Source organism: Candidatus Borrelia undatumii, from assembly GCF_020882015.2.
GTDB lineage: Bacteria > Spirochaetota > Spirochaetia > Borreliales > Borreliaceae > Borrelia.
Genome location: NZ_CP086555.2, coordinates 433,362 through 456,371, shown reverse-complemented (window position 1 = coordinate 456,371; position 23,010 = coordinate 433,362). Strand labels below are relative to the sequence as shown.

Annotated in this window: 15 protein-coding genes, 2 tRNA genes and 3 rRNA genes; 12 read left to right on the top strand and 8 right to left on the bottom strand. The window is 37.1% G+C overall.

The features are described 5' to 3' along the window. The first annotated feature begins 192 nt into the window (after positions 1-192). Positions 193-2,097 (top strand): DNA topoisomerase (ATP-hydrolyzing) subunit B, encoded by a 1,905-nt coding sequence (gene gyrB / locus LKV13_RS02175; RefSeq protein WP_229088973.1) that lies wholly within the window; start codon positions 193-195, stop codon positions 2,095-2,097. An 11-nt stretch (positions 2,098-2,108) separates the two neighbouring features. Beyond that, positions 2,109-4,541, top strand: a complete 2,433-nt coding sequence (gyrA, locus tag LKV13_RS02170) for a DNA topoisomerase (ATP-hydrolyzing) subunit A (RefSeq protein ID WP_229088972.1) — start codon at positions 2,109-2,111, stop codon at positions 4,539-4,541. A 546-nt stretch (positions 4,542-5,087) separates the two neighbouring features. Here gyrA and LKV13_RS02165 read toward each other — a convergent pair. Both LKV13_RS02165 and LKV13_RS02160 read right to left on the bottom strand, forming a co-directional pair. Beyond that, positions 5,088-5,297 (bottom strand): hypothetical protein, encoded by a 210-nt coding sequence (locus LKV13_RS02165; RefSeq protein WP_229088971.1) that lies wholly within the window; start codon positions 5,295-5,297, stop codon positions 5,088-5,090. A 399-nt stretch (positions 5,298-5,696) separates the two neighbouring features. Then, positions 5,697-6,275: a YigZ family protein gene (locus LKV13_RS02160; protein ID WP_229088970.1), complete on the bottom strand. Its 579-nt coding sequence runs from the start codon at positions 6,273-6,275 to the stop codon at positions 5,697-5,699. A 121-nt stretch (positions 6,276-6,396) separates the two neighbouring features. Here LKV13_RS02160 and LKV13_RS02155 point away from each other — a divergent pair, with 121 nt between their 5' ends. Next, complete coding sequence (locus LKV13_RS02155) at positions 6,397-6,786, top strand: DUF1893 domain-containing protein (RefSeq protein ID WP_229088969.1); 390 nt, start codon at positions 6,397-6,399, stop codon at positions 6,784-6,786. Position 6,787: 1 nt separating this feature from the next. On the opposite strand, the gene LKV13_RS02150 is transcribed toward LKV13_RS02155, so the two are convergent. Then, a complete protein-coding gene (locus LKV13_RS02150) occupies positions 6,788-7,108 on the bottom strand; it encodes a hypothetical protein (RefSeq protein WP_229088968.1) in 321 nt (106 codons plus the stop codon). Positions 7,109-7,376: 268 nt separating this feature from the next. Between LKV13_RS02150 and rsmI the strand changes: the two genes are divergently transcribed. The 6 genes from rsmI (at position 7,377) to LKV13_RS02120 (ending at position 14,441) form a co-directional block, all read left to right on the top strand. Then, positions 7,377-8,051: a 16S rRNA (cytidine(1402)-2'-O)-methyltransferase gene (gene rsmI / locus LKV13_RS02145; RefSeq protein ID WP_229088967.1), complete on the top strand. Its 675-nt coding sequence runs from the start codon at positions 7,377-7,379 to the stop codon at positions 8,049-8,051. 41 nt (positions 8,052-8,092) lie between these two features. Further along, entirely contained in the window at positions 8,093-9,445 is a 1,353-nt protein-coding gene (radA, locus tag LKV13_RS02140; protein WP_229088966.1) for a DNA repair protein RadA, read from the top strand. 187 nt (positions 9,446-9,632) lie between these two features. Beyond that, positions 9,633-11,169: ribosomal RNA gene (locus LKV13_RS02135) — 16S ribosomal RNA — on the top strand. 69 nt (positions 11,170-11,238) lie between these two features. Beyond that, positions 11,239-11,312, top strand: a tRNA-Ala gene (locus tag LKV13_RS02130). Between the two features lie 256 nt (positions 11,313-11,568). After that, positions 11,569-13,110, top strand: coding sequence for an alpha-glucoside-specific PTS transporter subunit IIBC (locus LKV13_RS02125; RefSeq protein ID WP_229088965.1), 1,542 nt, complete (start codon positions 11,569-11,571; stop codon positions 13,108-13,110). Next, on the top strand, positions 13,107-14,441 hold the full coding sequence (locus LKV13_RS02120) for a 6-phospho-alpha-glucosidase (protein WP_229088964.1): 1,335 nt from the start codon (positions 13,107-13,109) through the stop codon (positions 14,439-14,441). The genes LKV13_RS02125 and LKV13_RS02120 overlap by 4 nt, the downstream gene beginning before the upstream one ends. Positions 14,442-14,492: 51 nt before the next feature. On the opposite strand, the gene LKV13_RS02115 is transcribed toward LKV13_RS02120, so the two are convergent. The 4 genes from LKV13_RS02115 to hpt form a co-directional block, all read right to left on the bottom strand. Then, positions 14,493-14,566: transfer RNA gene (locus LKV13_RS02115), tRNA-Ile, on the bottom strand. A 313-nt stretch (positions 14,567-14,879) separates the two neighbouring features. Next, a complete protein-coding gene (purB, locus tag LKV13_RS02110) occupies positions 14,880-16,274 on the bottom strand; it encodes an adenylosuccinate lyase (protein ID WP_229088963.1) in 1,395 nt (464 codons plus the stop codon). Continuing rightward, positions 16,267-17,553: an adenylosuccinate synthase gene (locus tag LKV13_RS02105; RefSeq protein WP_229088962.1), complete on the bottom strand. Its 1,287-nt coding sequence runs from the start codon at positions 17,551-17,553 to the stop codon at positions 16,267-16,269. Before LKV13_RS02105 ends, purB begins: the two co-directional genes overlap by 8 nt. Positions 17,554-17,562: 9 nt before the next feature. Continuing rightward, complete coding sequence (gene hpt / locus LKV13_RS02100; RefSeq protein WP_229088961.1) at positions 17,563-18,117, bottom strand: hypoxanthine phosphoribosyltransferase; 555 nt, start codon at positions 18,115-18,117, stop codon at positions 17,563-17,565. A 142-nt stretch (positions 18,118-18,259) separates the two neighbouring features. Here hpt and LKV13_RS02095 point away from each other — a divergent pair, with 142 nt between their 5' ends. Then, on the top strand, positions 18,260-19,096 hold the full coding sequence (locus tag LKV13_RS02095) for a Cof-type HAD-IIB family hydrolase (RefSeq protein WP_229088960.1): 837 nt from the start codon (positions 18,260-18,262) through the stop codon (positions 19,094-19,096). Between the two features lie 53 nt (positions 19,097-19,149). On the opposite strand, the gene LKV13_RS02090 is transcribed toward LKV13_RS02095, so the two are convergent. Then, on the bottom strand, positions 19,150-19,629 hold the full coding sequence (locus LKV13_RS02090; protein WP_229088959.1) for a hypothetical protein: 480 nt from the start codon (positions 19,627-19,629) through the stop codon (positions 19,150-19,152). Positions 19,630-19,832: 203 nt separating this feature from the next. Between LKV13_RS02090 and LKV13_RS02085 the strand changes: the two genes are divergently transcribed. Together LKV13_RS02085 and rrf are read left to right on the top strand one after the other, a co-directional pair. Next, positions 19,833-22,768, top strand: a 23S ribosomal RNA gene (locus LKV13_RS02085). Positions 22,769-22,792: 24 nt separating this feature from the next. Next, positions 22,793-22,903, top strand: a 5S ribosomal RNA gene (gene rrf, locus LKV13_RS02080). Positions 22,904-23,010: the final 107 nt, after the last annotated feature.

The window sequence follows — 23,010 nt, the reverse complement described above, 5'->3', positions numbered from 1 at the left end:
TTGATTTTGGTGATGTATGTATAGTATATAGTATAATAATTAACCGGAACATTATCTGATTATGAGTTGCAAGTTTTGAGGGTTTGGGTTTAGGTCAGTCTAATTATGTTCTATACTGTTTAATGTATGTTATCTACGTTTTTGGTTTTAATGCAGAGTTTGCTTGTTGGTTATGTGGAAGGTTGAAGGTTTATGAGTTATGTAGCTAGTAATATTCAGGTTTTAAAGGGGCTTGAAGCTGTTAGGAAGAGACCCGGTATGTATATTGGCTCTGTTTCAGTTAGTGGACTACATCATTTGGTTTATGAGGTGGTTGATAACAGTATTGATGAAGCTTTAGCTGGATTCTGTGACAAGATAGAGGTCGTTATCAATTCGGATAATTCCATAACAGTAAGTGATAACGGTAGGGGAATACCTACAGATATTCATGAAGAAGAGGGAGTTAGTGCTCTTGAGCTTGTTTTAACTAGACTACACTCTGGGGGAAAGTTTAATAAGGGTACTTACAAGGTTTCTGGGGGGCTGCATGGAGTTGGAATTTCTGTTGTTAATGCTTTATCGTCTTTTTTGGAGGTTTTGGTTCATAGAGATGGTAAAGTTTTTAGGCAGACCTTTTCAAGGGGTATTCCGACATCTGGAGTTGAGGTTGTTGGAGAAAGTTTTTCTAGGGGAACTAAAGTTACTTTTTTGGCTGATTGTGAGGTTTTTGAGACCTTGGAATATAGTTTCGAGATTCTTTCAAAGAGGCTTAAGGAGCTTGCATTCTTAAATGATAAAATACGAATTTCAATTGAAGATAGAAGAGTAGGGGAAGAGAAATTTAAAGAATTTTATTTTGAAGGTGGGATAAAAACTTTTGTAGATTACTTGACAAATAATAGTAGGAATATTCAAAGCGAACCATATTCTATTGAAGGATCTCTAGATGAGGTTGTTGTTGATGTTGGGCTTAAGTGGACTGAGGGGTATTCTGAGAATATTTTATCTTTCGTAAACAATATTAACACTAGGGAGGGGGGGACTCATGTTGCTGGGTTTAGGAGCGGGCTTTTTAAAGCAATGAATGAGGCTTTTAAGGGAATGAAAATAAGCAAAAAAGATGTTCCGTCTCTCACTTTGGATGATTTTAAAGAGGGGTTGACGGCAGTAATTTCTATTAAGGTGCCTGAGCCCCAGTTTGAAGGACAGACTAAGGGGAAGCTTGGTAATTCTTATGTGAGAAAGATTGTTGAGACTATTGTATACAATGGGCTTTTAGAGGTTATTGGCGATAATCCTTTAGAGATGGAGGTTGTTTTTGATAAAGCAATAAGAGCGGCTCGTGCGCGTGAGGCAGCAAGGAAGGCGAGGGAGTCTGAGAGGAAGAAGAGTACTTTTGAGAGCTTGGCATTACCTGGAAAATTAGCAGATTGTTCTTCTAGAAATCCAATCGAGAGAGAAATTTATATTGTAGAGGGGGATTCTGCTGGGGGGAGTGCGAAAATGGGGAGAGATAGGTTTTTTCAAGCTATCCTGCCATTATGGGGAAAGATGCTTAATGTTGAGAAAACAAGGGAAGATAGGGTTATCACAAATGATAAACTTATTCCGATAATTGCATCCCTTGGTGCTGGAGTTGGGAAAACTTTTTGCATTGATAAGCTTCGTTATCATAAGGTTATTATTATGGCCGATGCTGATGTTGATGGGTCCCATATTAGGACATTGCTTCTTACTTTTTTCTTTCGCTACATGAGGTCTTTGGTTGAAAATAATCATGTATATATAGCTATGCCGCCCCTTTACAAGGTTAAATCTGAAAACAGGGTTCATTATTTTTATGATGATTTGGAAAAAGATTCCTTTTTGGGATCAATTGATAGTGGAAAGAGGGATCGTGTTGATTTTCAAAGATATAAGGGGCTTGGGGAGATGAATCCCGCTCAACTTTGGGAAACTACTATGAATCCTGAAACTAGAAAGATGAAATTAATAGGGATAGATGATGCTGAGCAGGCTGAGAGGATTTTTGTTACTCTTATGGGAGATGATGTTGAACCTAGGAGGGAATTCATTGAACAGAACGCGCTTGATGTGGTAAATCTGGATGTGTAATTGGAGCAGTGATGCCAACTGAAGAGAATTTTGAACAAATACTAAATATTAAAATAGAGGATGAGGTTAGAACCTCCTATTTAAATTACGCAATGTCTGTAATTGTTTCAAGAGCGCTTCCCGATGTAAGGGACGGGCTTAAACCTGTTCACAGAAGAATCCTTTATTCAATGCATGAAATGGGACTTAGATCGGATAAGTCATTTAAGAAGGCAGGAAGAATAGTTGGTGATGTACTTGGAAAGTATCATCCACACGGTGATCAATCGATTTATGATGCACTTGTAAGACTTGCTCAGGGGTTTTCTTTAAGGTATCCTGTGATAAGTGGACAGGGGAATTTTGGTTCTGTCGATGGCGACCCTCCTGCTGCTATGCGATACACTGAAGCACGGATGGCAAAGATAGCAGAAGAGCTTGTAAGGGATATAGATAAGCAGACTGTTGATTTTAAGCCTAACTATGACGATTCTTTAAATGAGCCTGGGGTTTTGCCGGCAGCATTTCCGTTTTTATTGGTAAATGGGTCTAGTGGCATTGCTGTTGGAATGGCTACAAATATGGCCCCGCATAATTTGGGCGAGGTTTGTGATGCTTTGGTTTATATGTTGGATCATGATGATGTATCTGTTTATGACTTGATTGAAATAGTTAAAGGACCGGATTTTCCAACTTCTGCTGAAATTATTTATAGCGATAGTTTGGTTAAAGCTTATACAACAGGTAGGGGTAGTGTTGTTATTCGAGCCAGATATCATATTGAGAAGAAAGCAGAGGATATTGTTTTTATTGTAGTAACAGAAATACCTTATGCTGTTAATAAATCATCTCTGCTTATGAAAATTGCATTGCTTGCAAAAGAAGAAAAATTGGAAGGAGTTTCTGATATAAGAGATGAGTCGGACCGTGACGGAATTAGAATTGTACTTGAAATCAAGAAAGGATTTGATCCTCACGTTGTTATGAACTTGCTTTATGGGTATACTGAGCTTAAAAAGAATTTCAGTATAAATAACCTGGCTCTTGTTAATGGAATACCGAAGCAGCTAAATTTAGAAGAGCTTTTGTCTGAGTTTATTAAGCATAGAAAAGAAATTGTTAGAAGACGGACGGAGTTTGAATTAAGGAAAGCAAGGGAAAAAGCTCATGTGCTTGAAGGGTTGAGTGTGGCTTTAAGGAATATTGATAAAATAATAGAGATAATAAAATTTTCTAGAGTTGTAAAAGAGGCCAGGGAGTGTATTATTAAAGAGTTTAATCTATCAGAGATTCAATCCAATGCTATTCTTGACATGAAATTACAAAAGTTAACATCTCTTGAAATAGAAAGAATTGAGGAAGAGTTTAAACTTATTTTAGCTTTAATAAAAGATTATGAGGATATTCTTTTAAATCCAGCAAGAATTGTTGATATTATAAGGGGAGAGATTATTAATTTAAGTTTGAAATTTGGTGATGAGCGCCGAACAAAAATAATTTATGATGAGGAGGTTTTAAAAACCAGTATGGCAGATTTAATGCAGAGGGAAAATGTTATTGTTATTCTTACAAAGAGAGGCTTTATTAAGAGGATCTTGCAGGATGAATATAAACTTCAGGGTATAGGTGGTAAGGGTCTGAGTTCTTTCGAGTTGCAAGACGGAGACCAGGTTAATTTTTCTTTATGTGCAAGTACTCACGACTTTCTATTTATGATTTCAAACGAGGGGAAGCTTTATGTAATTAATGCGTATGAAATTAAGGATACTTTTAGGGCTTCAAAGGGTCAAAATATACGTGAGCTTGTTAATTTGGGAGAAACAGAAGAAATATTGGCTATTAAAAATTGTAACGAGTTAACGGAAGATAGTTATTTATTAATAACAACTGCTAGTGGAAAAGTGGCTCGTATTGAAACGGAAGGACTTAAAACAGTTAAGACAAGAGGAGTTATTGTTGTTAGGCTTGTTGATGAAGACTTTGTTACAAGTGCTGAAGTTGTTACCAGGGACGAAAAAATTATTTGTATTTCTAGAAAGGGAAATTCTTTTATATTTAATTCAGATGATATTAGGCTTACGCACAGGGGAACCCAAGGTGTATCTGGAATGAAGGTTAAGGAGGGCGATATTTGTATTAAGGCTTTAGCTGTCAGACAGGAATCTCATCTTTTAATTGTTTCTGAGAATGGATATGGTAAGAGATTAGGCATATCTAAATTGACCGAGCTTAAGAGAGGGGCTACCGGTTATACTAGCTATAAGAAATCGGATGAGAAGGCAGGTGAAGTTGCTGATGCTATTACGGTTTCGCATGAAGATGAAATATTGCTTATAAGTAAAGGCGCAAAGATGTTAAGAACATCGGCAGATAAGGTATCTGAACAGGGTAAGGACGCTAGGGGAATTCAAGTGTTGTCTCTTGATGAGGATAAGTTAGTGTCTGTTTCTAAATTTATTAAATAATAAATCAGCATTATCTGTACTTTTAGAATGTTCTAGCGGGGGCATTCTTTTTGTTTGTCTGAATTTTGCCAGGGTAAAGGGGCTTATGCGCTTTCTGGTTCTATGGGGGGGGGTTCAGTTTGTTTTGGAATCAGAAGTGAGTTGTTTCGTGTGGTCTGTTTTCTAATTTAATATTTTTAATGTTTTCTAATTCTTGTAGTAACGATTCTATTGTTCTTATAATTTCTTCAGATTTGGTTAGGGGGCTTGCTAATTCCTGTTATAGAATCTTTTTTATAATTTATGCCTTTTGTGTAGAGCAATTTAAATTCTTTAAGGATTTTATGTTTCATTAAGAACTTCTGTTTTTAAATTAACAGGACAAGATTTTTTGAAATCTCATATGAAGGATGAAGGAGATAGTGGTAAGTTTTCTATTACACGCTGTTTATTGGAATATTCGACAGGTAACTTATATCTTGATATCAATGAGGAGCAAGTCTTATCTTTTTAAAGCTCCACACTGTTAAACCATTTATAAAAGCTTATCATGCTGATTGCCTTCTCCTAGCCTTCTTGCGCTTCTTTTAATATCCTTCCGATTTCTGTGTGTATGTTGATAAAGATTTTAAAAATCTCGTATTGCTTCATCTGTTGTAAAAATTTGGCCATTTCTTTGTCTAAATTGTCATACTCAAAATTTTTATTTTTAATGACAATTAGTTCTTGTTTGAGATATTTAATGTATTTTTTCTTTTTAATGCCATAATCATTCATAAAGACCCCAGTAATTTTTAATTCTTTAGCTATCTGGCCACGGTTATTGTGTCTAATATTTGATTAATGTTTGCAAAGGCAAAAATTCCGTTTCTGAGGATGATCAATAATAATAAAATCGTATCTATCTTTTTTGTATTTCAGAAGATATTTTTCAAAAAACTTTTCCTTGTAATTTTATTCATTAATATTTTCTAAAGTAATTTTAACTTAATGCTGGAAGGAATTACATATATAAATTTAAAATTTTAACAGACTAGATTTTTTGTTTTTTATAAATAAATAGGCACTACCTTCATAAAACTTTCTCTTGGTAACCATTAGCAACATTCTGTTGTAGAACACAAACGGTAAAAATAAATTGTGCTAGGATGATGAAATAAATGCACATAAAGAAGATTAAACTAATAAATTTTTTTGTAAAAATAGCAAAATACTTGCCTTGTCTTTCATATTAAATGTAATTGTGGTGTTTATCTTTTCTAAAAAACTTGCATCTACGATTTTAATCCCCATCTTCCTCTTTATCCTCATAAGCAGGTTATACTGATTATAGTTTAAATTTAGACTTAATGTTTCCATTTCTTCTTTTTCTGTTAAGCTTGATTTATTGATTATCTCCAATGCCGCCTTGGAATATGCTTTAATTAATCCTCCCTTTCCAAGTAGAGTTCCTCCAAAATAGCGCACTGTAATTATTAGGGTATCTGTTAAATTGTTTTTCAGTATTGCATCTAGTGTAGGTTTCCCAGCTGTCAAGTATGGTTCTTTATCGTCACTCATTCCATTTATAAACGAGGCTGAATTTCCAAGTCTGAATCCATAAACGACATGTGATGCATTTTTGAATTTTAATTTATATTCTCTTAATATTTTATTTATTTCTTCTCTTTTCTCTATATGAAAAATATATGATAGGAAAATGGATTTCTTTATTTCAATTTTTGAGTGGATACTTTCTTTAGGAATTAGTAACATGTAACTTAATGATATATCATCTTTTTATGTTGAAGTATTTTTAATTTATGTATATCATTAATGGTGTTTAATAGTATTTATTTTTAGTAAACGCTATTAGCAGGTGTTTGAGGGGTTAGAAATGATATCAGGGTTAAATCCTACGTTGAGGCTGTTTAAGGACCACAGGATACTTTATTCTAATATGGAGAGAGGCCTAAAACCCCTTTTGGAGGTCGATAATTTTATTAATAAATACATTCAAAATAAAGATGGTTTGGAAATTTATGATAAGGTTGTGGGTAAGGCTGCTGCCGTTATAATATATAACATTGGGCTTCAAAATGTCCAAGCTGGGGTTATTTCTCAGCCAGCTAAGGATTTTTTGGAAAGTAGAGGGATAAGGGTGACCTTTAAAAAGTTAGTAGAAAAAATAAACGACAAGGCTGAAAATCTGATTGAGAGTCTAGAAAACCCAGAGGAAGTCTATAAATATATGATAAAGAGCGGCATTATTATTAATAGTGTCTAACTTATTGTCTGGTTGACTTAGAGTATACAGAAAGGATCAGGCCTATGTTGTACACCAGTATGATCAGGCTTCCCCAGTTTAAATAGAAGTCTTTCTTTCCATAGTCGAAGATCCATATACCAGCGTAGACTCCCAAAAAGCCTCCAATTGAAGAGGTGAATATAAGTAAATTAGGTTCAATCTTGTGCTTAACAATGTATCCCTTGCCATTTTCAACAACTTCCCTTTCCGAAAACTTACTGTCAAAGAAAACCATAACAAGCCCAGCAAGGGTAACACATAGGAAATAGACCACAAACACCTTTCTAATTAGCCTAAGCATAGAACTTACCACCTTTCAGTTCAACCATCCAGTAGTATAAATATAACATGAAACAAGCATTTTCTCATATGAATATACAATATTTGAACTTTTTACAAACTATTAAATGTTTAAAGTGGCTAGTATTATGTATAATACCTCGTTAGCTGCAGGGTGTGATTTACAGAATTAGTATAAATCAATATGTTAACCTTTGTCTTTATTTAACGTCAGGCTTAATGTAATTAGTGGGTATTTGTGTTTTTATTTTATATGCAAAGGAGACTATATGTTGTATATTGTTGGAACACCTATAGGTAATTTGGGAGATATTACGTATCGTGCGATTGATATTTTAAAATTGGTAGATGTTATATTTGCTGAGGATACAAGAATTACTAGTAGACTTTTGTCTCGTTATAGCATTGTTAAAAAGTTAATTTCCTGTAATGCAGTAACAGAAGAGAAGAGGATAGAATTGTTATTAGAATATTTATCTAGCAAAAAGAGTGTAGCCTTTGTCAGCGATGCGGGGACGCCTTGCCTGAGTGATCCTGGCGGATTGCTTGTTGATGCAGCACTGAAAAATGGACATAAGGTTTGTCCTATCCCAGGCGTTAGTTCTTTTAATACAATCATTAGTGTAAATCCTTTCAAAGATAAGGTGATAGTATTTGAAGGGTTTTTAGCAAATAAAGGAGCTAGGAGGGTTAAAAGGATGGAGGAGCTTTATAGTAGAGGAGATGCATTCGTGATTCTTGAATCTAGCCATAGAATTTTAAAATTATTGTTTGAACTTTCTTTAATAAGCTCGGATGCCAATATTCTTGTTGGACGCGAGATGACAAAAGCATATGAGGAATATAGGATTGGAAAACCTTTGGAGTTGAAGAAATATTTTGAAGAAAATAAGAAAGACAAAGGTGAGTTCACAGTCTTGGTTAGCAGGAGAACTAAGGGTTAAGTGTCTTAATCTCTTAATCATTTTGTCTAATTATTGATATTATGGGAAAAAATAAAGAAAGGGAAATTTATAAGTGTTTAAATTGTGGGTATAGGTCTTTAAGATGGCTAGGGAAATGTCCTGAGTGCCTTAGTTGGGATAGTTTAGAGTCTTATATCGAACATAAGCCTGGCCATGAAAAGACGTTAAATAGTAGTAAAAAGAATGAAATTTATTCTTTAAAAGATTTTAAACAAGTTGATAATGTTAGACAGTTAACAGGTATTGGAGAGTTTGACAGGGTGCTTGGCTCTGGAGTTGTGCTTGGTAGTATAACTTTAATATCAGGGGAGCCTGGGATTGGAAAATCAACTTTTTTGCTTCAGATTGCTGATGTTGTCTCGATCGCTAACAAGAGGGTGCTTTATCTTGCAGGAGAAGAGTCAATTCCTCAAATTAAATTAAGATCAAATAGACTTAACCTTTCTACTGATATATTGATAACTAATGAGGTAAACGTTGATTCTTTGATTGAAATGGTTGAAAGCATTAAGATTGACTTTATTTTTGTTGATTCCATTCAAACTTTACATTCAAAAGAGGCTCAAGGTGGGCTTGGGGGCGTGTCTCAGTTAAAGCATTGTGTTTATAAACTCGTAGAATGGGTAAAGCGAAAAAATATAACTCTGTTTTTGGTGGGGCATATTACAAAAGACGGTAATTTGGCAGGACCAAAGATAATAGAACATGTTGTAGATGCAGTTTTTTATTTTGAGGAGGCAGAAAAATCTTTGCGTATGCTTAGGGCGACTAAGAATAGATTTGGATCTGTAAGTGAAATAGGTATTTTTGAGATGACATATTTAGGCCTCATGGAGATTAAGGATCCTTCCTCTATTTTTTTGGAAAAAAAGGAAAAAGTATCTTCAGGGATTGCCATTGGAATTGTTAATAGAGGGAGTAGAGTTTTATTCGTTGAGATACAGGCTCTAATAGTAAAGACGGGAATGAATATCTCTAGGATTTTTTCAGAAAAGATAGACTCTAAGAAAATATCAAGAATTCTAGCGATCCTTGGTAAGTATTTAAACCTTAATTTTAATAACGATGATGTGTATGTCAATGTGTCTGGCGGTCTCAAAGTTGATGATATAGAAATTGAACTTGCTATTTTGGTTGCATTATTTTCGGCCAAGACGGATGTTGTTGTAAGTCAGGAGTTAATTTTTACGGGTGAAATTTCGCTTTCAGGAGAAATTAGAGCATCTTCTAATGTTGAAAGTAAGGTGCAGGCATCTCGTAAGGCGGGATTTAAAATTGTCTTGGGTGCAAATATAAGCGGAAGTTTTTATGATGGTTATGAAGGGATAGGTAGAGTTTTAGATGTTATTAAAAGGTTGGTAAAAAAGAGGTGAAGTGGTGGGTTAGTGTGTTAGAAATGTTGATACAAAAAATAAATTCAAAGTATTGACAAAGATTAATGTATGTTATAGAGTAGTAAGAGCTGAAATTAGGATTGGAAGAGAAGAGAAGGGAAGAGTTAAGTAAGGTTTTAAGAGCCGAATATAATAACCTGTTGATTTTGAAATAAAAAAATGAAAAATAACGAAGAGTTTGATCCTGGCTTAGAACTAACGCTGGCAGTGCGTCTTAAGCATGCAAGTCGGACGGGATGTAGCGATACATTCAGTGGCGAACGGGTGAGTAACGCGTGGATGATCTACCTATGAGATGGGGATAACTATTAGAAATAGTAGCTAATACCGAATAAGGTCAATTGATGTGTCGATTGATGAAAGGAAGCCTTTAAAGCTTCGCTTGTAGATGAGTCTGCGTCTTATTAGCTAGTTGGTGGGGTAAAGGCCTACCAAGGCTGTGATAAGTAACCGGCCTGAGAGGGTGAACGGTCACACTGGAACTGAGATACGGTCCAGACTCCTACGGGAGGCAGCAGCTAAGAATCTTCCGCAATGGGCGAAAGCCTGACGGAGCGACACTGCGTGAATGATGAAGGTCGAAAGATTGTAAAATTCTTTTATAAATGAGGAATAATCTTTGTAGGAAATGACAAAGAGATGACGTTAATTTAGGAATAAGCCCCGGCTAATTACGTGCCAGCAGCCGCGGTAATACGTAAGGGGCGAGCGTTGTTCGGGATTATTGGGCGTAAAGGGTGAGTAGGCGGATATGCAAGTCTATGTGTAAAATACCACAGCTCAACTGTGGATCTATGCTGGAAACTGTATGTCTTGAGTCTGATAGGGGAAGTTAGAATTCCTGGTGTAAGGGTGGAATCTGTTGATATCAGGAAGAATACCAGAGGCGAAGGCGAACTTCTGGGTCAAGACTGACGCTGAGTCACGAAAGCGTAGGGAGCAAACAGGATTAGATACCCTGGTAGTCTACGCTGTAAACGATGCACACTTGGTGTTAACTGAAAGGTTGGTACCGAAGCTAACGTGTTAAGTGTGCCGCCTGGGGAGTATGCTCGCAAGAGTGAAACTCAAAGGAATTGACGGGGGCCCGCACAAGCGGTGGAGCATGTGGTTTAATTCGATGATACGCGAGGAACCTTACCAGGGCTTGACATATATAGGATATGGTTAGAGATAACTAGTCCCCGTTTGGGGTCTATATACAGGTGCTGCATGGTTGTCGTCAGCTCGTGCTGTGAGGTGTTGGGTTAAGTCCCGCAACGAGCGCAACCCTTATTGTCTGTTACCAGCATGTAAAGATGGGGACTCAGACGAGACTGCCGGTGATAAGCCGGAGGAAGGTGAGGATGACGTCAAATCATCATGGCCCTTATGTCCTGGGCTACACACGTGCTACAATGGCCTGTACAAAGCGATGCGAAGCAGTGATGTGAAGCAAAACGCATAAAGCAGGTCTCAGTCCAGATTGAAGTCTGCAACTCGACTTCATGAAGTTGGAATCGCTAGTAATCGTATATCAGAATGATACGGTGAATACGTTCTCGGGCCTTGTACACACCGCCCGTCACACCACCCGAGTTGAGGATACCCGAAGCCACTGTTCTAACCCGTAAGGGAGGAAGGTGTCTAAGGTATGTTTAGTGAGGGGGGTGAAGTCGTAACAAGGTAGCCGTACTGGAAAGTGCGGCTGGATCACCTCCTTTCTAAGAGAAAGAATTTAATAGTAGGTATTGATTTAACTCTTCCTTTGTCTTTTTGGAGACTTTTTCTTTGGGGGTTTAGCTCAGTTGGCTAGAGCATCGGCTTTGCAAGCCGAGGGTCAAGGGTTCGAGTCCCTTAACCTCCATTTGGTTGCGGTGGAGGATTAGCTTGTAGTTTTTGTTTGATTTGGGTTGTTTTGTGGTGTTGGCTGCAGACGGGGGTGTTGTTTAAAACAACACCCCCGTCTGCAGCCTGTTTATTGTTTGTTGACAAAACCTGGGAATACCTTTATTCTATTATAAGTTATTTAACTTCGTTAAATAACTTATAATAGAATAAAGGTATTAAATTTATTCTAAATCTTTAGTGATTGTTGTTATTCAGCAATAGGAGTTTTGTTTATGGTACAAACAATGCAAAAATTCGGAAGTGCAATGGTTATTCCTGCTTTGTTTTTTGCTTTATTTGGGTTGGTAGTAGGAGTATCATCTGTATTCTTGGTTGGAGCAAGTCCTGGAGTTTGGAGAGATTTTTGGTGGATGGTCGGGGAGGGTGGTTGGACAATTTTTAGGCAAATGCCTTTGCTTTTTGCTGCCGCTTTGCCAATAAGCCTAGCAAAGAAAGCTTCTGCCAGAGCTTGTATTGAATCTTTTCTTGCATTTTTACTTTTTAATTATTTTATTGCGGCTATTTTGAGTCTTTATGGGCAAACTTTTGGTGTTGATTATTCTATGGATCCAGGAGGAACCAGTGGACTTACTATGTTAGCCAATATTAAAACGCTTGATACTAGTATATTTGGGGCAATTACGGTTTCCTGCATCATTATTTATTTGCATAATAGGTATTTTGATGTCAGATTTTCTCCTTATTTTCAAATTTTTTCAGGTAGTAATTACATAGTGGCTCTAAGCTTTTTAACAATGCTGCCACTAGCAGTGATTTTTTGTATTATTTGGCCAAAAATACAGATGGGAATTGCAGGGTTGCAGGGGGTAATGGCGTATTCGGGAGCTTTTGGCGTATGGCTTTATACGTTTCTGGAAAGGGTGTTAATTCCCTTTGGATTTCACCACTTCATTTACCAACCATTTATATTTGGACCAGCTGTTGTTGATGATGGAATTTTAAAGTATTGGGCTGAACATATCCAAGAATTTTCTCAAAGCACCATTCCTCTTAAGGATTTGTTTCCAGGAGGTGGATTTGCCCTTCATGGAAATTCCAAAGTGTTTGGTGTACTTGGACTTTCTTTAGCCATGTATTACACTGCCAGAGAGGATAAGAGAAAGGCTTTAAAGGGTTTACTAGTACCCGCAGCGCTCACTTCAATGATTAATGGAATAACAGAGCCTATTGAATTTACGTTCCTTTTTGCTGCTCCCATGCTTTTTGTTCTACATTCCGTTCTTGCAGGATGTATGTCTGCTATTATGTATTCGTTTGGCCTTGTGGGGAATATGGGTACTGGTATAATTGATTTTGCGTTGTTAAATTGGATTCCCATGTGGAAGAACCATCCCGAGCCTTATGTAGCGCAACTTATTATTGGTAGTATTTTTACAGCTATTTATTTCTATTCATTTAAATACCTAATATTGAAGTTCAATTTTAAGACGCCTGGTAGATGGGAAGATGATACTCCTGTTAAATTGCATACTAAGAAAGATTACATTGGAGATCAACGTAGACATCAATCTTTAAGCATAATTCATATGTTGGGAGGGAAGGCCAATATTGAAGACATTAGTAACTGCGCCACAAGACTGAGAATTACTGTTAAAGATGTCAATAAAGTTCATCCTGATGAAAGTTTTAAAAAGTATGGTGTCAAGGGAATATTTAAAACAAATAATTATTTTCAAATCGTTATTGGACTTGATGTTTCAATATTAAGAGAAGAGATGGAATCTATTCTTAATAGCAAAGAGGAGGAAGTATGAAAAAAAAATTTAATATTGTGATTGCTGGCGGAGGAAGTACCTTTACTCCGGGCATAGTTTTAATGCTGCTTGATCATCTTGATGAGTTTCCTATTGAACATATTAAGCTTTACGATATTGATGGTGCTCGGCAAGATATTGTTGGCAAGGCTTGCCAAATATTAATTAAGGAGAGATATCCTGATATAAAGTTTTCCTATACTACAGAACCACAAGAAGCTTTTAGTGATGTTGATTTTGTAATGGCTCATATTAGAGTTGGGAAATATGAAATGAGAGAGCTTGATGAAACAATACCCATTAAGCATGGGGTTGTTGGGCAAGAAACATGCGGACCTGGTGGAATTGCTTATGGTATGCGTTCGATTGGAGGAGTTATTGAGCTTGTTGACTACATGGAAAAATATTCACCCCATGCTTGGATGCTAAATTACTCTAATCCTGCTGCAATTGTTGCTGAGGCTACAAGATGTCTTCGTCCCAAATCTAGGATATTAAATATTTGTGATATGCCAGTTGGAATAGAGAATAGATTTATTGATATTTTAAGATTGAAATCTAGAAAAGAACTGATTGTAAGATACTATGGACTCAATCATTTCGGTTGGTGGACTGAGGTTAGGCACGTGAATGGTGACGATTTGATGCCAAAATTAGTAGAACACGTAAAAGAACATGGGTATCTTTCAGGAAGAGAGGCTGAGACAGGGCAGCATATTGATGCAAGCTGGACTGCAACCTTTAGTAAGGTAAAAGATATAGTCGCTCTTGATCCAAGTACCCTGCCGAATACTTATTTAAAATATTATTTGTATAGCGATTACGAACTTAAGCATACTGATCCTACTAAAACAAGAGTTAAAGAGGTCAAGGAAGGAAGAGAAGCTAAAGTTTTTGGGGAATGCAAGAGAATAGCTGAAAATAAAACTGCTGTTGGTACTACTATTGAGATAGATGAGCATGCATCTTATATTGTTGATCTTGCGCGAGCAATAGCTTTTAATACGGGTGAAAGGATGCTTTTGATTGTTGAGAATAATGGAGCTGTTGAAAACTTTGATCCTACTGCCATGGTGGAAGTTCCCTGTATTGTCGGTTCTAATGGACCCGAGCGTATATGTATGGGCAAGATTCCACAGTTTCAAAAGGGACTTATGGAGCAACAAGTTTCCGTTGAAAAACTCACAGTTGAGGCTTGGATGGAAAAATCATATTTAAAGTTATGGCAAGCCTTGACCATGTCCAGGATGGTTCCAAGCGCAAGTGTTGCCAAAGCAATTCTTGATGATCTTATTGAGGCCAACAAAGGTTATTGGCCAGAACTGAAATAACGAGAGGCAGGCATCAAAGCCTGCTTCTCGTTTACACAACTAAAAATAAAGTGGGACCAGGATGAGTTGAACATCCGACCTCAGGTTTATCAGACCTGCGCTCTAACCACCTGAGCTATGATCCCCAAGATTTGCTTGTCTCTTAAGATTTTATTGAACTTTATTTTGTTTGTCAACATAAAGACTTGTTAGGACTTGTTTTTATACATTGATTTGGAATGATGTTGCTGTGTTCAATAATTTCCAAATTTAGTTTTAATTTAACACCATACAAATAAAGAGAGAGTTTTTGCTTATGATTTTGTTGTGCCAGAATTCGTTGTTCTTATGGGGGAAGGGAAAAGATCGTGAAAATATTACACAAGCCCAAAACAAATACGGGCGGAGCGCTGCTAAACGGCAGAGATTTCATATAAGTGGAAATAAGTTTTTAATTACTTATTTTTCTTTAAGAATAGGAATTACTACTTCTTGAATAAAATCTTCGACTTGAGAAGAGGCAAATCCTGTATTTTGATTTGAACTTAAAATTTCATTCATATCGTTAGGTGTTAGTTTGAAACTTTCATCGTCAAGAATTATCTTAATCAGGTTATTATCATGGTTTCCTAAATAAATATGCTCCCTCACCTGCATGGAATAAGCTCTGAGCTTTTCATGTAATAATTGCCTATCGCCGCCATTTTTTGTTGCTTTCATTAATATGTCTTCTGTTAAGATAAACGGCATTTCTATTTTTACATGTTGTTCAATTATTTTGTAGTTTACCCTAATATTGTTAAATATCTTGTCGAGTAATATTAAAATGGCGTCTGCTGCTAGGCATGCTTGGGGAATGTTTAGTCTCTTGCAAGCCGAGTCATCTAAAGTGCGCTCAAGCCATTGGGTTGCGACTATAAATCCACCACTTGTTTGTAAACTTATTATAAACTTGGCCAGAGAGGCTACCCTCTCGCTATGGATAGGGTTTCTTTTGTAAGGCATTGCCGATGAACCTATTTGTTTTTTTTCAAACTTCTCCTCAATTTCCTTAAGGTGTTGCATGAACCTAATATCGTTAGTAATTTTGTGTGCACTTTGAGATAGATTACTCAGAAAGTTTAATACCGATGAATCAATTTTTCGATCATAAGTCTGACTAGTTATTTTGTAAACTTTACTAAAGCCCATTCTTTTAGCCACTCTCGTGTCTAGATTTTTTACCCTCTCAAAGTTAGATGATAGTAATTCTTTAAAGCTACTTTGATTACCAACAGTGCCCTTTACTCCTCTGAAACACAGATTGGACAATAGGAAATCAAGCTCTTTAAGATCAAAAATTAAACTTTTAAGCCACAAGCTACTTCTTTTTCCTAGGGTTGTCAATTGAGCCTCTTGTAAGTGTGTATAGGCAAGTATTGTCAAATTTTTATGCTTTATTGAAAAATTACTTAAAGTTTTGATGATAATTTTTAATTTTTCCCTAATAAGCAATAGTGCTTCTTTTATCTGAATTAAATCTGTGTTGTCCATTAAGAATGCACTTGTAACACCAAGATGTAAAATTTTTTTAGCATCTTCACCAGCTGAGTCAGCATAGGCATAAAGATGTGCCATGACTTCGTGTTTAAATTTTTCTTCGTATTTTTCTACAACAGTAAAATCAATGCTCCCAATATGTTCATATAGTTTATCTAATTGTTCTTGTTTAATGTCTACTCCTAGCTCTTTCTGAGTTAAGGCCAAGTTATACCAAAGTTTTCTCCATGTTGTATACTTAAATTTCGGCGAAAAAATGTAAAGCATTTCTTTGCTTGAATACCTTGATTTTAATGGATTTACGTATTTATCCATTCTTTATTCCTAAAAATTGAGTCTTAAAAATGGTTTTTTCTCGCTCCTTTCCAAAAGAAATAATTGAAATTTGAATTCCCACTTCTCTTTCAATGAATTCGATATATTCTCTAGCTTCAATTGGTAAGTCTTCATAACAACTTATGTTGCCAATATCTTGCCTAAATCCCTTGAAGCTCTTGTATATAGGTGTAGCCTTCTCTAGTATTTCACAGGAAGTAGGTATATATTCATATATTTTTCCCTGATATTCATAAGCTACACAAATTTTGAGTTCTTTCATATCGTTTAGAACGTCTAGCTTGGTTAAAGCCAAATGGTTTAACTCATTAAGGTATGCCGATTTTTTGACAGCCAAGAGGTCGAGCCAACCAATTCGTCTAGGTCTTCCTGTAGTTGTTCCGTATTCTTTCCCCCTTTCCCTAATCTTGTCTCCAATAGCCGAAACTTCACTTACGAATGGGCCTTCTCCAACTCTTGACGAGAATGCCTTTACTACCCCAATTTTCTGTTTGATTTTTGAAGCAGGAATACCACATCCCACGGCTGCCGTGATTAACGTACTACTTGATGTTACAAATGGGAATGTGCCATGCTCAATATCAAGCATTGTGCCCTGAGCTCCCTCTATTAGTATATGCTTTCCAGAGATGACAGCATCTTTTAATATTTCTTCCGTGTTTGTTATTATAGGCTCAAGTATTGCCATATATTCTTTGTATTTATTTAGGATGTCGGCATAACTGAAGGGTTGCTCTCCGTATATTTTTTCTATAATTTTATTTTTCTCATCTAAATTTATTTTAAGTTTTCTTTCGAAAATTTCTATATCAAGCAGGTCAACGGCTCTTATACTTGTTCTATTTATTTTATCGGCATAACAAGGTCCAATTCCTTTCCCAGTGGTTCCGATTTTGTCAGTACCCTTTTTTTGTTCGCTAAGCTCATCAATTTTAATGTGATAGGGCATTATTATGTGAGCTTTATCGCTGATTAGCATTTTTATTTTAATGTTGTTTTGTTTAAGTATTTCGAGTTCTTCAATTAAAACCTGTGGATCAATTACGACTCCAGAGCCAATTACACAGTTTGATCCCCGCAAAGCTCCAGAAGGTAATAGGTGGAAAACGAATCTTTTATTGTCAGCAACAATTGTGTGTCCAGCATTATTGCCTCCGTTGAACCTTACAACATAATCTGCCTTTGCTGACAGAAAATCTATAATTTTTCCCTTACCTTCATCTCCCCATTGGGTACCAATGACCGCATAAATTGACATCTCTGTCTCCTACTTATTTATTTTTGCCACATCTTTTAATGTTCTGTGTTTTTCATTAAAATCAATGCCATATCCAACTATGAAATGATTATCAATCTCAAAGCCTACATAGTCTATTTGTAATTCTGTTAATCTCTCAGATGGTTTATTAAAAAGAGCACAGGTCTTAATCTTTTTAGGATTTTTCATCTTTAAATATTCAATAATTTTTTTACATGTTAACCCAGTATCCACAATGTCGTCGAAAAGTATTACATAACAGTCTTCTATGTTAATGTCTATATCTTTTTTTATGATCACCCTCAGCGATGAGTGAGCCTTAGTGCCATAACTTGAAGCTTGTAAGAAATCTATTTTTACGTTAAGTCCAATCTCTCTTGTAATATCTGCAAAAAATATAAATGAGCCCTTAAGAAGAGATATAAAAACTACATCATTCTTATCCTTGCAATAATCTCTAATCTCTCGAGACAGCTCTTTGATTCTGTTCCCTATTTTTTCTGCTGAAAACAAAGTTGAAATCTGATCATCCACTAAGCCCATATTTGATTCTTCTTTTTGCATCCGTCACTACAATTGTATCACTACAATTGTATTTTTTTGTTAATTTAATTCAAGTTAAATTATGGGTTATGGTTTGTAGTCAATGGAAATATGATATCATTTATCTCAAGAGGGATTTGAATATGAATAGAGGGATTTGAATATGAATTCTAATTGTATGAAATATAAGATGCTAGTCTTTGATCTTGATGGAACTTTGCTTAACAATGAGCATAGGGTTACGTCATTGACCCTTAAAGTTCTTTCAAAATTAAGGAATGATTTTCGTATAATTATTGCTACCGGTAGGAGATTGGATGAAATTAAGGATGTTATGGAGCAACTTAAGGAAATTGATATTGAAAAAGGGTATATGATAACGGCTAATGGAGCTGAGGTATTTCTGCAAAGTAATTTAATCTTGAGGTACGAGATAGGGTGTGATCTGGTAAGAGAGATTCTTAAGCTTGAGAGGGGAGAGATCGACATTAATCTTTATACTTTAAGCGCTTGGTATTCTGATAGAGCAATTAGGAGCCCGATTATGAATTATTTTATTCATAAATTGGGAATAAAACCCGTTATCACTGATTTATTTGCTCTTCAAGTAGACTCTTTTTCTAAAATAGTTTATTTTTCACAAAATATTGACATTCTTGAAAATTTTGGAAAAACAATAAGGGATAGGAAATTCAAAGGCATACATGTATTTTATTCTGCTCAGGACCTTTTAGAAATTACAAACGCTAATGCTAGTAAGCATAATGCTGTTAAAAATGTTGCTTCATTAGAATGTGTTGATATTGGAGATGTACTCGCATTTGGCGATAACGGCAACGATTATGAAATGTTAAAAAATGTTGGAAAGGGTGTTGTAATGAGGAATGCGAATGAATTTGTGAAGGCTAATTTACCCAACAACGAGGTTACGAAGTTTAGCAACGACGAAGACGGAGTTGCAAAATTTTTAATCGACTTTTTCAACCTAGATATCGATTAAAGTCAGTCTTCCCAAATAGTTCTGGTTGCATTTCGCTGCTGAGATTTGAGTCTCTAGCGGTTCTTGTTTTGAAGCATATACTCGTCATAAGCGTTTTTGATGCTTTCTGCTCTACTGTATAAAAAAGAAGTTTCAGCCATTAACGGTAAGAAATGTAATTTTTTTTCATTCAGTGTATACTCGCGGTAAGCGTCGTCTTTGATGAACAGGTTTTTGTTATAATCTTCCAGTCTCTTTTCTAATTCATCTTTAATGAATTGTTTGTCTTCTTTGGACATTTTGTTTGCAAATTCAATGTTATTTTTCTCAACTATTTTTTTTGTGACAATAAACCAATTCATTAATTCTCTAACATATCCCTCGGCATATCTTTTCAAACCGGTAATTTCCTGCTCATTTGTGTTTGTTTCCAAGGAAATTATTTTGATAATATTATCTTTGTCGACCTTTGGTATTTCAGGGACATCCTTTTGTGTCGAGATACAGCCTAGGATAAGTGAGCATGATATTACACTTATCATTTTTTTGTTCATACCCTACCCCTCGCGGGTTAATTATAGCATTTGGTAGTTCGTTTTGCTGTTTTGTTTTATAAATTTATGTTCGAGATGTGTTTTCGGAAAATTATTGATAAAAATATTTTGAAGGTATTGACATAGAAAAAGCAAAAGTATATATTAGTCTATGTTGTATAGACGATTAGGATTGGCATTTTAGAGACGGAAGATAAAAATATGGTCAAAGTAATAAAGAGTCTATGGTGGATGCCTAGGAGCTTTAAGGCGAAGAAGGTCGTGGTAAGCTGCGAAAAGCTTGGGGGAGAAGCAAACATTTTATGATCCCAAGATTACCGAATGGAGTAATCCAGTTAGCTAGATGCTAATTATCTACTGCGTGGGTGGTAGAGGCTATACCAGGGGAAGTGAACCATCTAAGTACCCTGAGGAAAAGAAATCAAAGAGATTCCCTGAGTAGTGGCGAGCGAAATGGGAGTAGCCCAAACTTCGGATGTGCCAAGCTGCAGAGCGTTGCATTCGGGGGGTTGCAGGACACTTGAAGTTTAGTCTGTGATAAGCTGAGAAGTTATAAAATATTTGTATAGAAGAATAATCTGGAAAGATTAGCCAGAGAAGGTGATAGCCCTGTAATTTAAATGCAAATATCTTCTTAAAGATGTTCCTGAGTAGGACGGGGCACGGGAAACCTTGTCTGAAGCTGGGGAGACCACTCTCCAAGGCTAAATACTAGAAAGCTACCGATAGTGAAGAGTACCGTGAGGGAAAGGTGAAAAGAACCCCGGGAGGGGAGTGAAATAGAACTGAAACCGTAGACTTACAAGCAGTCAAAGCCATGATTTATTCATGGTGATGGCGTGCCTTTTGCATAATGAACCTGCGAGTTATCATGTCTAGCGAGGTTAAGGCATAGAAGTGCTGGAGCCTGAGCGAAAGCGAGTCTTAAAAGGGCGATTTAGTTAGATGTGGTAGACCCGAAGCCGAGTGATCTATTTATGGCCAGGCTGAAGCTTGGGTAAAACCAAGTGGAGGGCCGAACCCTAGTCTGTTTAAAAAGGCAGGGATGAGCTGTGAATAGGAGTGAAAGGCTAAACAAACTCGGAGATAGCTGGTTCTCCCCGAAATGGATTTAAGTTCAGCCTTACTTTAGTGCAATAGAGGTAGAGCACTAATTGAGCTAGGGCCTGTCAAAGGGTACCAAACTCAGTTAAACTCCGAATGCTATTGTATGATGAGTAGGAGTGAGACTATGGGCGATAAGGTTCATGGTCGAGAGGGAAACAACCCAGATCAACAGCTAAGGTCTCAAAAATGTGTTAAGTGGAAAAGGAGGTTTAGGTACGTAGACAGCCAGGAGGTTGGCTTAGAAGCAGCCATACCTTTAAAGAGTGCGTAATAGCTCACTGGTCGAGTACTTGAGCGCCGACAATGTAACGGGGCTAAACACATTACCGAAGCTTTGGATTCTAACTTAGGTTAGAGTGGTAGGGGAGCGTTCTGTAAGCCTGAGAAGTCGAACTGGGAAGTTTGATGGAGGTATCAGAAGTGAGAATGCAGGTATGAGTAACGAAAAAATGGGTGAGATCCCCATTCGCCGAAAACCTAAGGTTTCCTGGGTGAAGGTCGTCTTCCCAGGGTTAGTCGGCCCCTAAGGCAAAGCTGAAAAGTGAAGTCGATGGGAAACGGGTTAATATTCCCGTGCCTCTTATAGTTTCGATTGGAGTGACGCATGAGGTTAACTACTGCTAGGCGATGGTTGTCCTAGTTTAAGCATTGAGGTGTTGATTTTAGTAGGAAAATCCGCTGGAAGAGCTGAGATGTGATGATGAGCGTTGTTTAGGCAACGTGAAATGTAGGTAGTCAGGGTGCCAAGAAATAGCTTCTAAGGTTAGGCTATAAGGGACCGTACCGCAAACCGACACAGGTAGGTGGGATGAAAATTCTAAGGCGCGCGAGAGAATCCACGTTAAGGAACTCTGCAAAATACGTACGTAACTTCGGGATAAGTACGACCTAAGAGATTAGGTAGCATAAAAATGGTCCAAACGACTGTTTACCAAAAACACAGGTCTCTGCAAATCTGTAAAGAGAAGTATAGGGACTGACACCTGCCCGGTGCTGGAAGGTTAAGAGGAGATGTTAGTGTAAAAGCGAGGCATTGAATTCAAGCCCCAGTAAACGGCGGCCGTAACTATAACGGTCCTAAGGTAGCGAAATTCCTTGTCGGGTAAGTTCCGACCCGCACGAATGGTGTAACGATTTGGACGCTGTCTCAACGTGGAGCTCGGTGAAATTGAAGTATCGGTGAAGATGCCGATTACTTGTGGTTAGACGGAAAGACCCCGTGAACCTTTACTATAGCTTGGTATTGAGATTTGGTTAAGTATGTGTAGGATAGGTGGGAGACTTTGAAGCTATCTCGTTAGGGATAGTGGAGTCGATCTTGAAATACCACCCTTGTTTAATTAAGTTTCTAACTCATAGCAATATGAGGAGAGTGCCAGGTGGGTAGTTTGACTGGGGCGGTCGCCTCCTAAAGAGTAACGGAGGTGCGCAAAGGTTACCTTAGAGTGGTTGGAAATCACTCTGTAAGTGTAAAGGCATAAGGTAGCTTAACTGTGAGACTGACAGGTCGAACAGATACGAAAGTAGGTCTTAGTGATCTGGCGGTAGCGAGTGGAAGCGCCGTCACTTAACGAATAAAAGGTACTCCGGGGATAACAGGCTTATCCTCCCCAAGAGTTCACATCGACGGGAGGGTTTGGCACCTCGATGTCGGCTCATCGCATCCTAGGGCTGGAGCAGGTCCTAAGGGTATGGCTGTTCGCCATTTAAAGCGGTACGCGAGCTGGGTTCAGAACGTCGTGAGACAGTTTGGTCCCTATCTGCCACAAGCGTTGGATATTTGAGAGGAACTATCTTTAGTACGAGAGGACCGAGATGGACGAACCTCTAGTGTACCAGTTATCCTGCCAAGGGTAAGTGCTGGGTAGCTACGTTCGGAAGGGATAACCGCTGAAAGCATCTAAGTGGGAAGCCCTCCTCAAGATGAGATATCCTATGAGGGTCCTGGAAGAATACCAGGTTGATAGGTTAGAAGTGTAAGTATAGTAATATATTGAGCTGACTAATACTAATTACCCGAATCTTTGACCATATTTTTGTCTTCCTTATAAAATACCCTGGTGGTTAAAGAATGGAGGAAACACCTGTTATCATTCCGAACACAGAAGTTAAGCTCTTATTCGCTGATGGTACTGCGAGTTCGCGGGAGAGTAGGTTATTGCCAGGGTTTTTTGTTTTTAGTCTAGGTGTAAGTATGCGTAGTTTAGGTATTGTTTTTTTGTTTTTTTTTTGCCTTTGATTTATTTGCTAATCGGACTATAAAATTTAAGCTTG

Excerpts from the sequence above, each read along its gene's own strand:
- gyrB (WP_229088973.1), top strand. The coding sequence starts at position 193 with ATGAGTTATGTAGCTAGTAATATTCAGGTTTTAAAGGGGCTTGAAGCT.
- gyrA (WP_229088972.1), top strand. The coding sequence starts at position 2,109 with ATGCCAACTGAAGAGAATTTTGAACAAATACTAAATATTAAAATAGAG.
- LKV13_RS02165 (WP_229088971.1), bottom strand. The coding sequence starts at position 5,297 with ATGAATGATTATGGCATTAAAAAGAAAAAATACATTAAATATCTCAAA.
- LKV13_RS02160 (WP_229088970.1), bottom strand. The coding sequence starts at position 6,275 with ATGTTACTAATTCCTAAAGAAAGTATCCACTCAAAAATTGAAATAAAG.
- LKV13_RS02155 (WP_229088969.1), top strand. The coding sequence starts at position 6,397 with ATGATATCAGGGTTAAATCCTACGTTGAGGCTGTTTAAGGACCACAGG.
- LKV13_RS02150 (WP_229088968.1), bottom strand. The coding sequence starts at position 7,108 with ATGCTTAGGCTAATTAGAAAGGTGTTTGTGGTCTATTTCCTATGTGTT.
- rsmI (WP_229088967.1), top strand. The coding sequence starts at position 7,377 with ATGTTGTATATTGTTGGAACACCTATAGGTAATTTGGGAGATATTACG.
- radA (WP_229088966.1), top strand. The coding sequence starts at position 8,093 with ATGGGAAAAAATAAAGAAAGGGAAATTTATAAGTGTTTAAATTGTGGG.
- LKV13_RS02125 (WP_229088965.1), top strand. The coding sequence starts at position 11,569 with ATGGTACAAACAATGCAAAAATTCGGAAGTGCAATGGTTATTCCTGCT.
- LKV13_RS02120 (WP_229088964.1), top strand. The coding sequence starts at position 13,107 with ATGAAAAAAAAATTTAATATTGTGATTGCTGGCGGAGGAAGTACCTTT.
- purB (WP_229088963.1), bottom strand. The coding sequence starts at position 16,274 with ATGGATAAATACGTAAATCCATTAAAATCAAGGTATTCAAGCAAAGAA.
- LKV13_RS02105 (WP_229088962.1), bottom strand. The coding sequence starts at position 17,553 with ATGTCAATTTATGCGGTCATTGGTACCCAATGGGGAGATGAAGGTAAG.
- hpt (WP_229088961.1), bottom strand. The coding sequence starts at position 18,117 with ATGCAAAAAGAAGAATCAAATATGGGCTTAGTGGATGATCAGATTTCA.
- LKV13_RS02095 (WP_229088960.1), top strand. The coding sequence starts at position 18,260 with ATGAATTCTAATTGTATGAAATATAAGATGCTAGTCTTTGATCTTGAT.
- LKV13_RS02090 (WP_229088959.1), bottom strand. The coding sequence starts at position 19,629 with ATGAACAAAAAAATGATAAGTGTAATATCATGCTCACTTATCCTAGGC.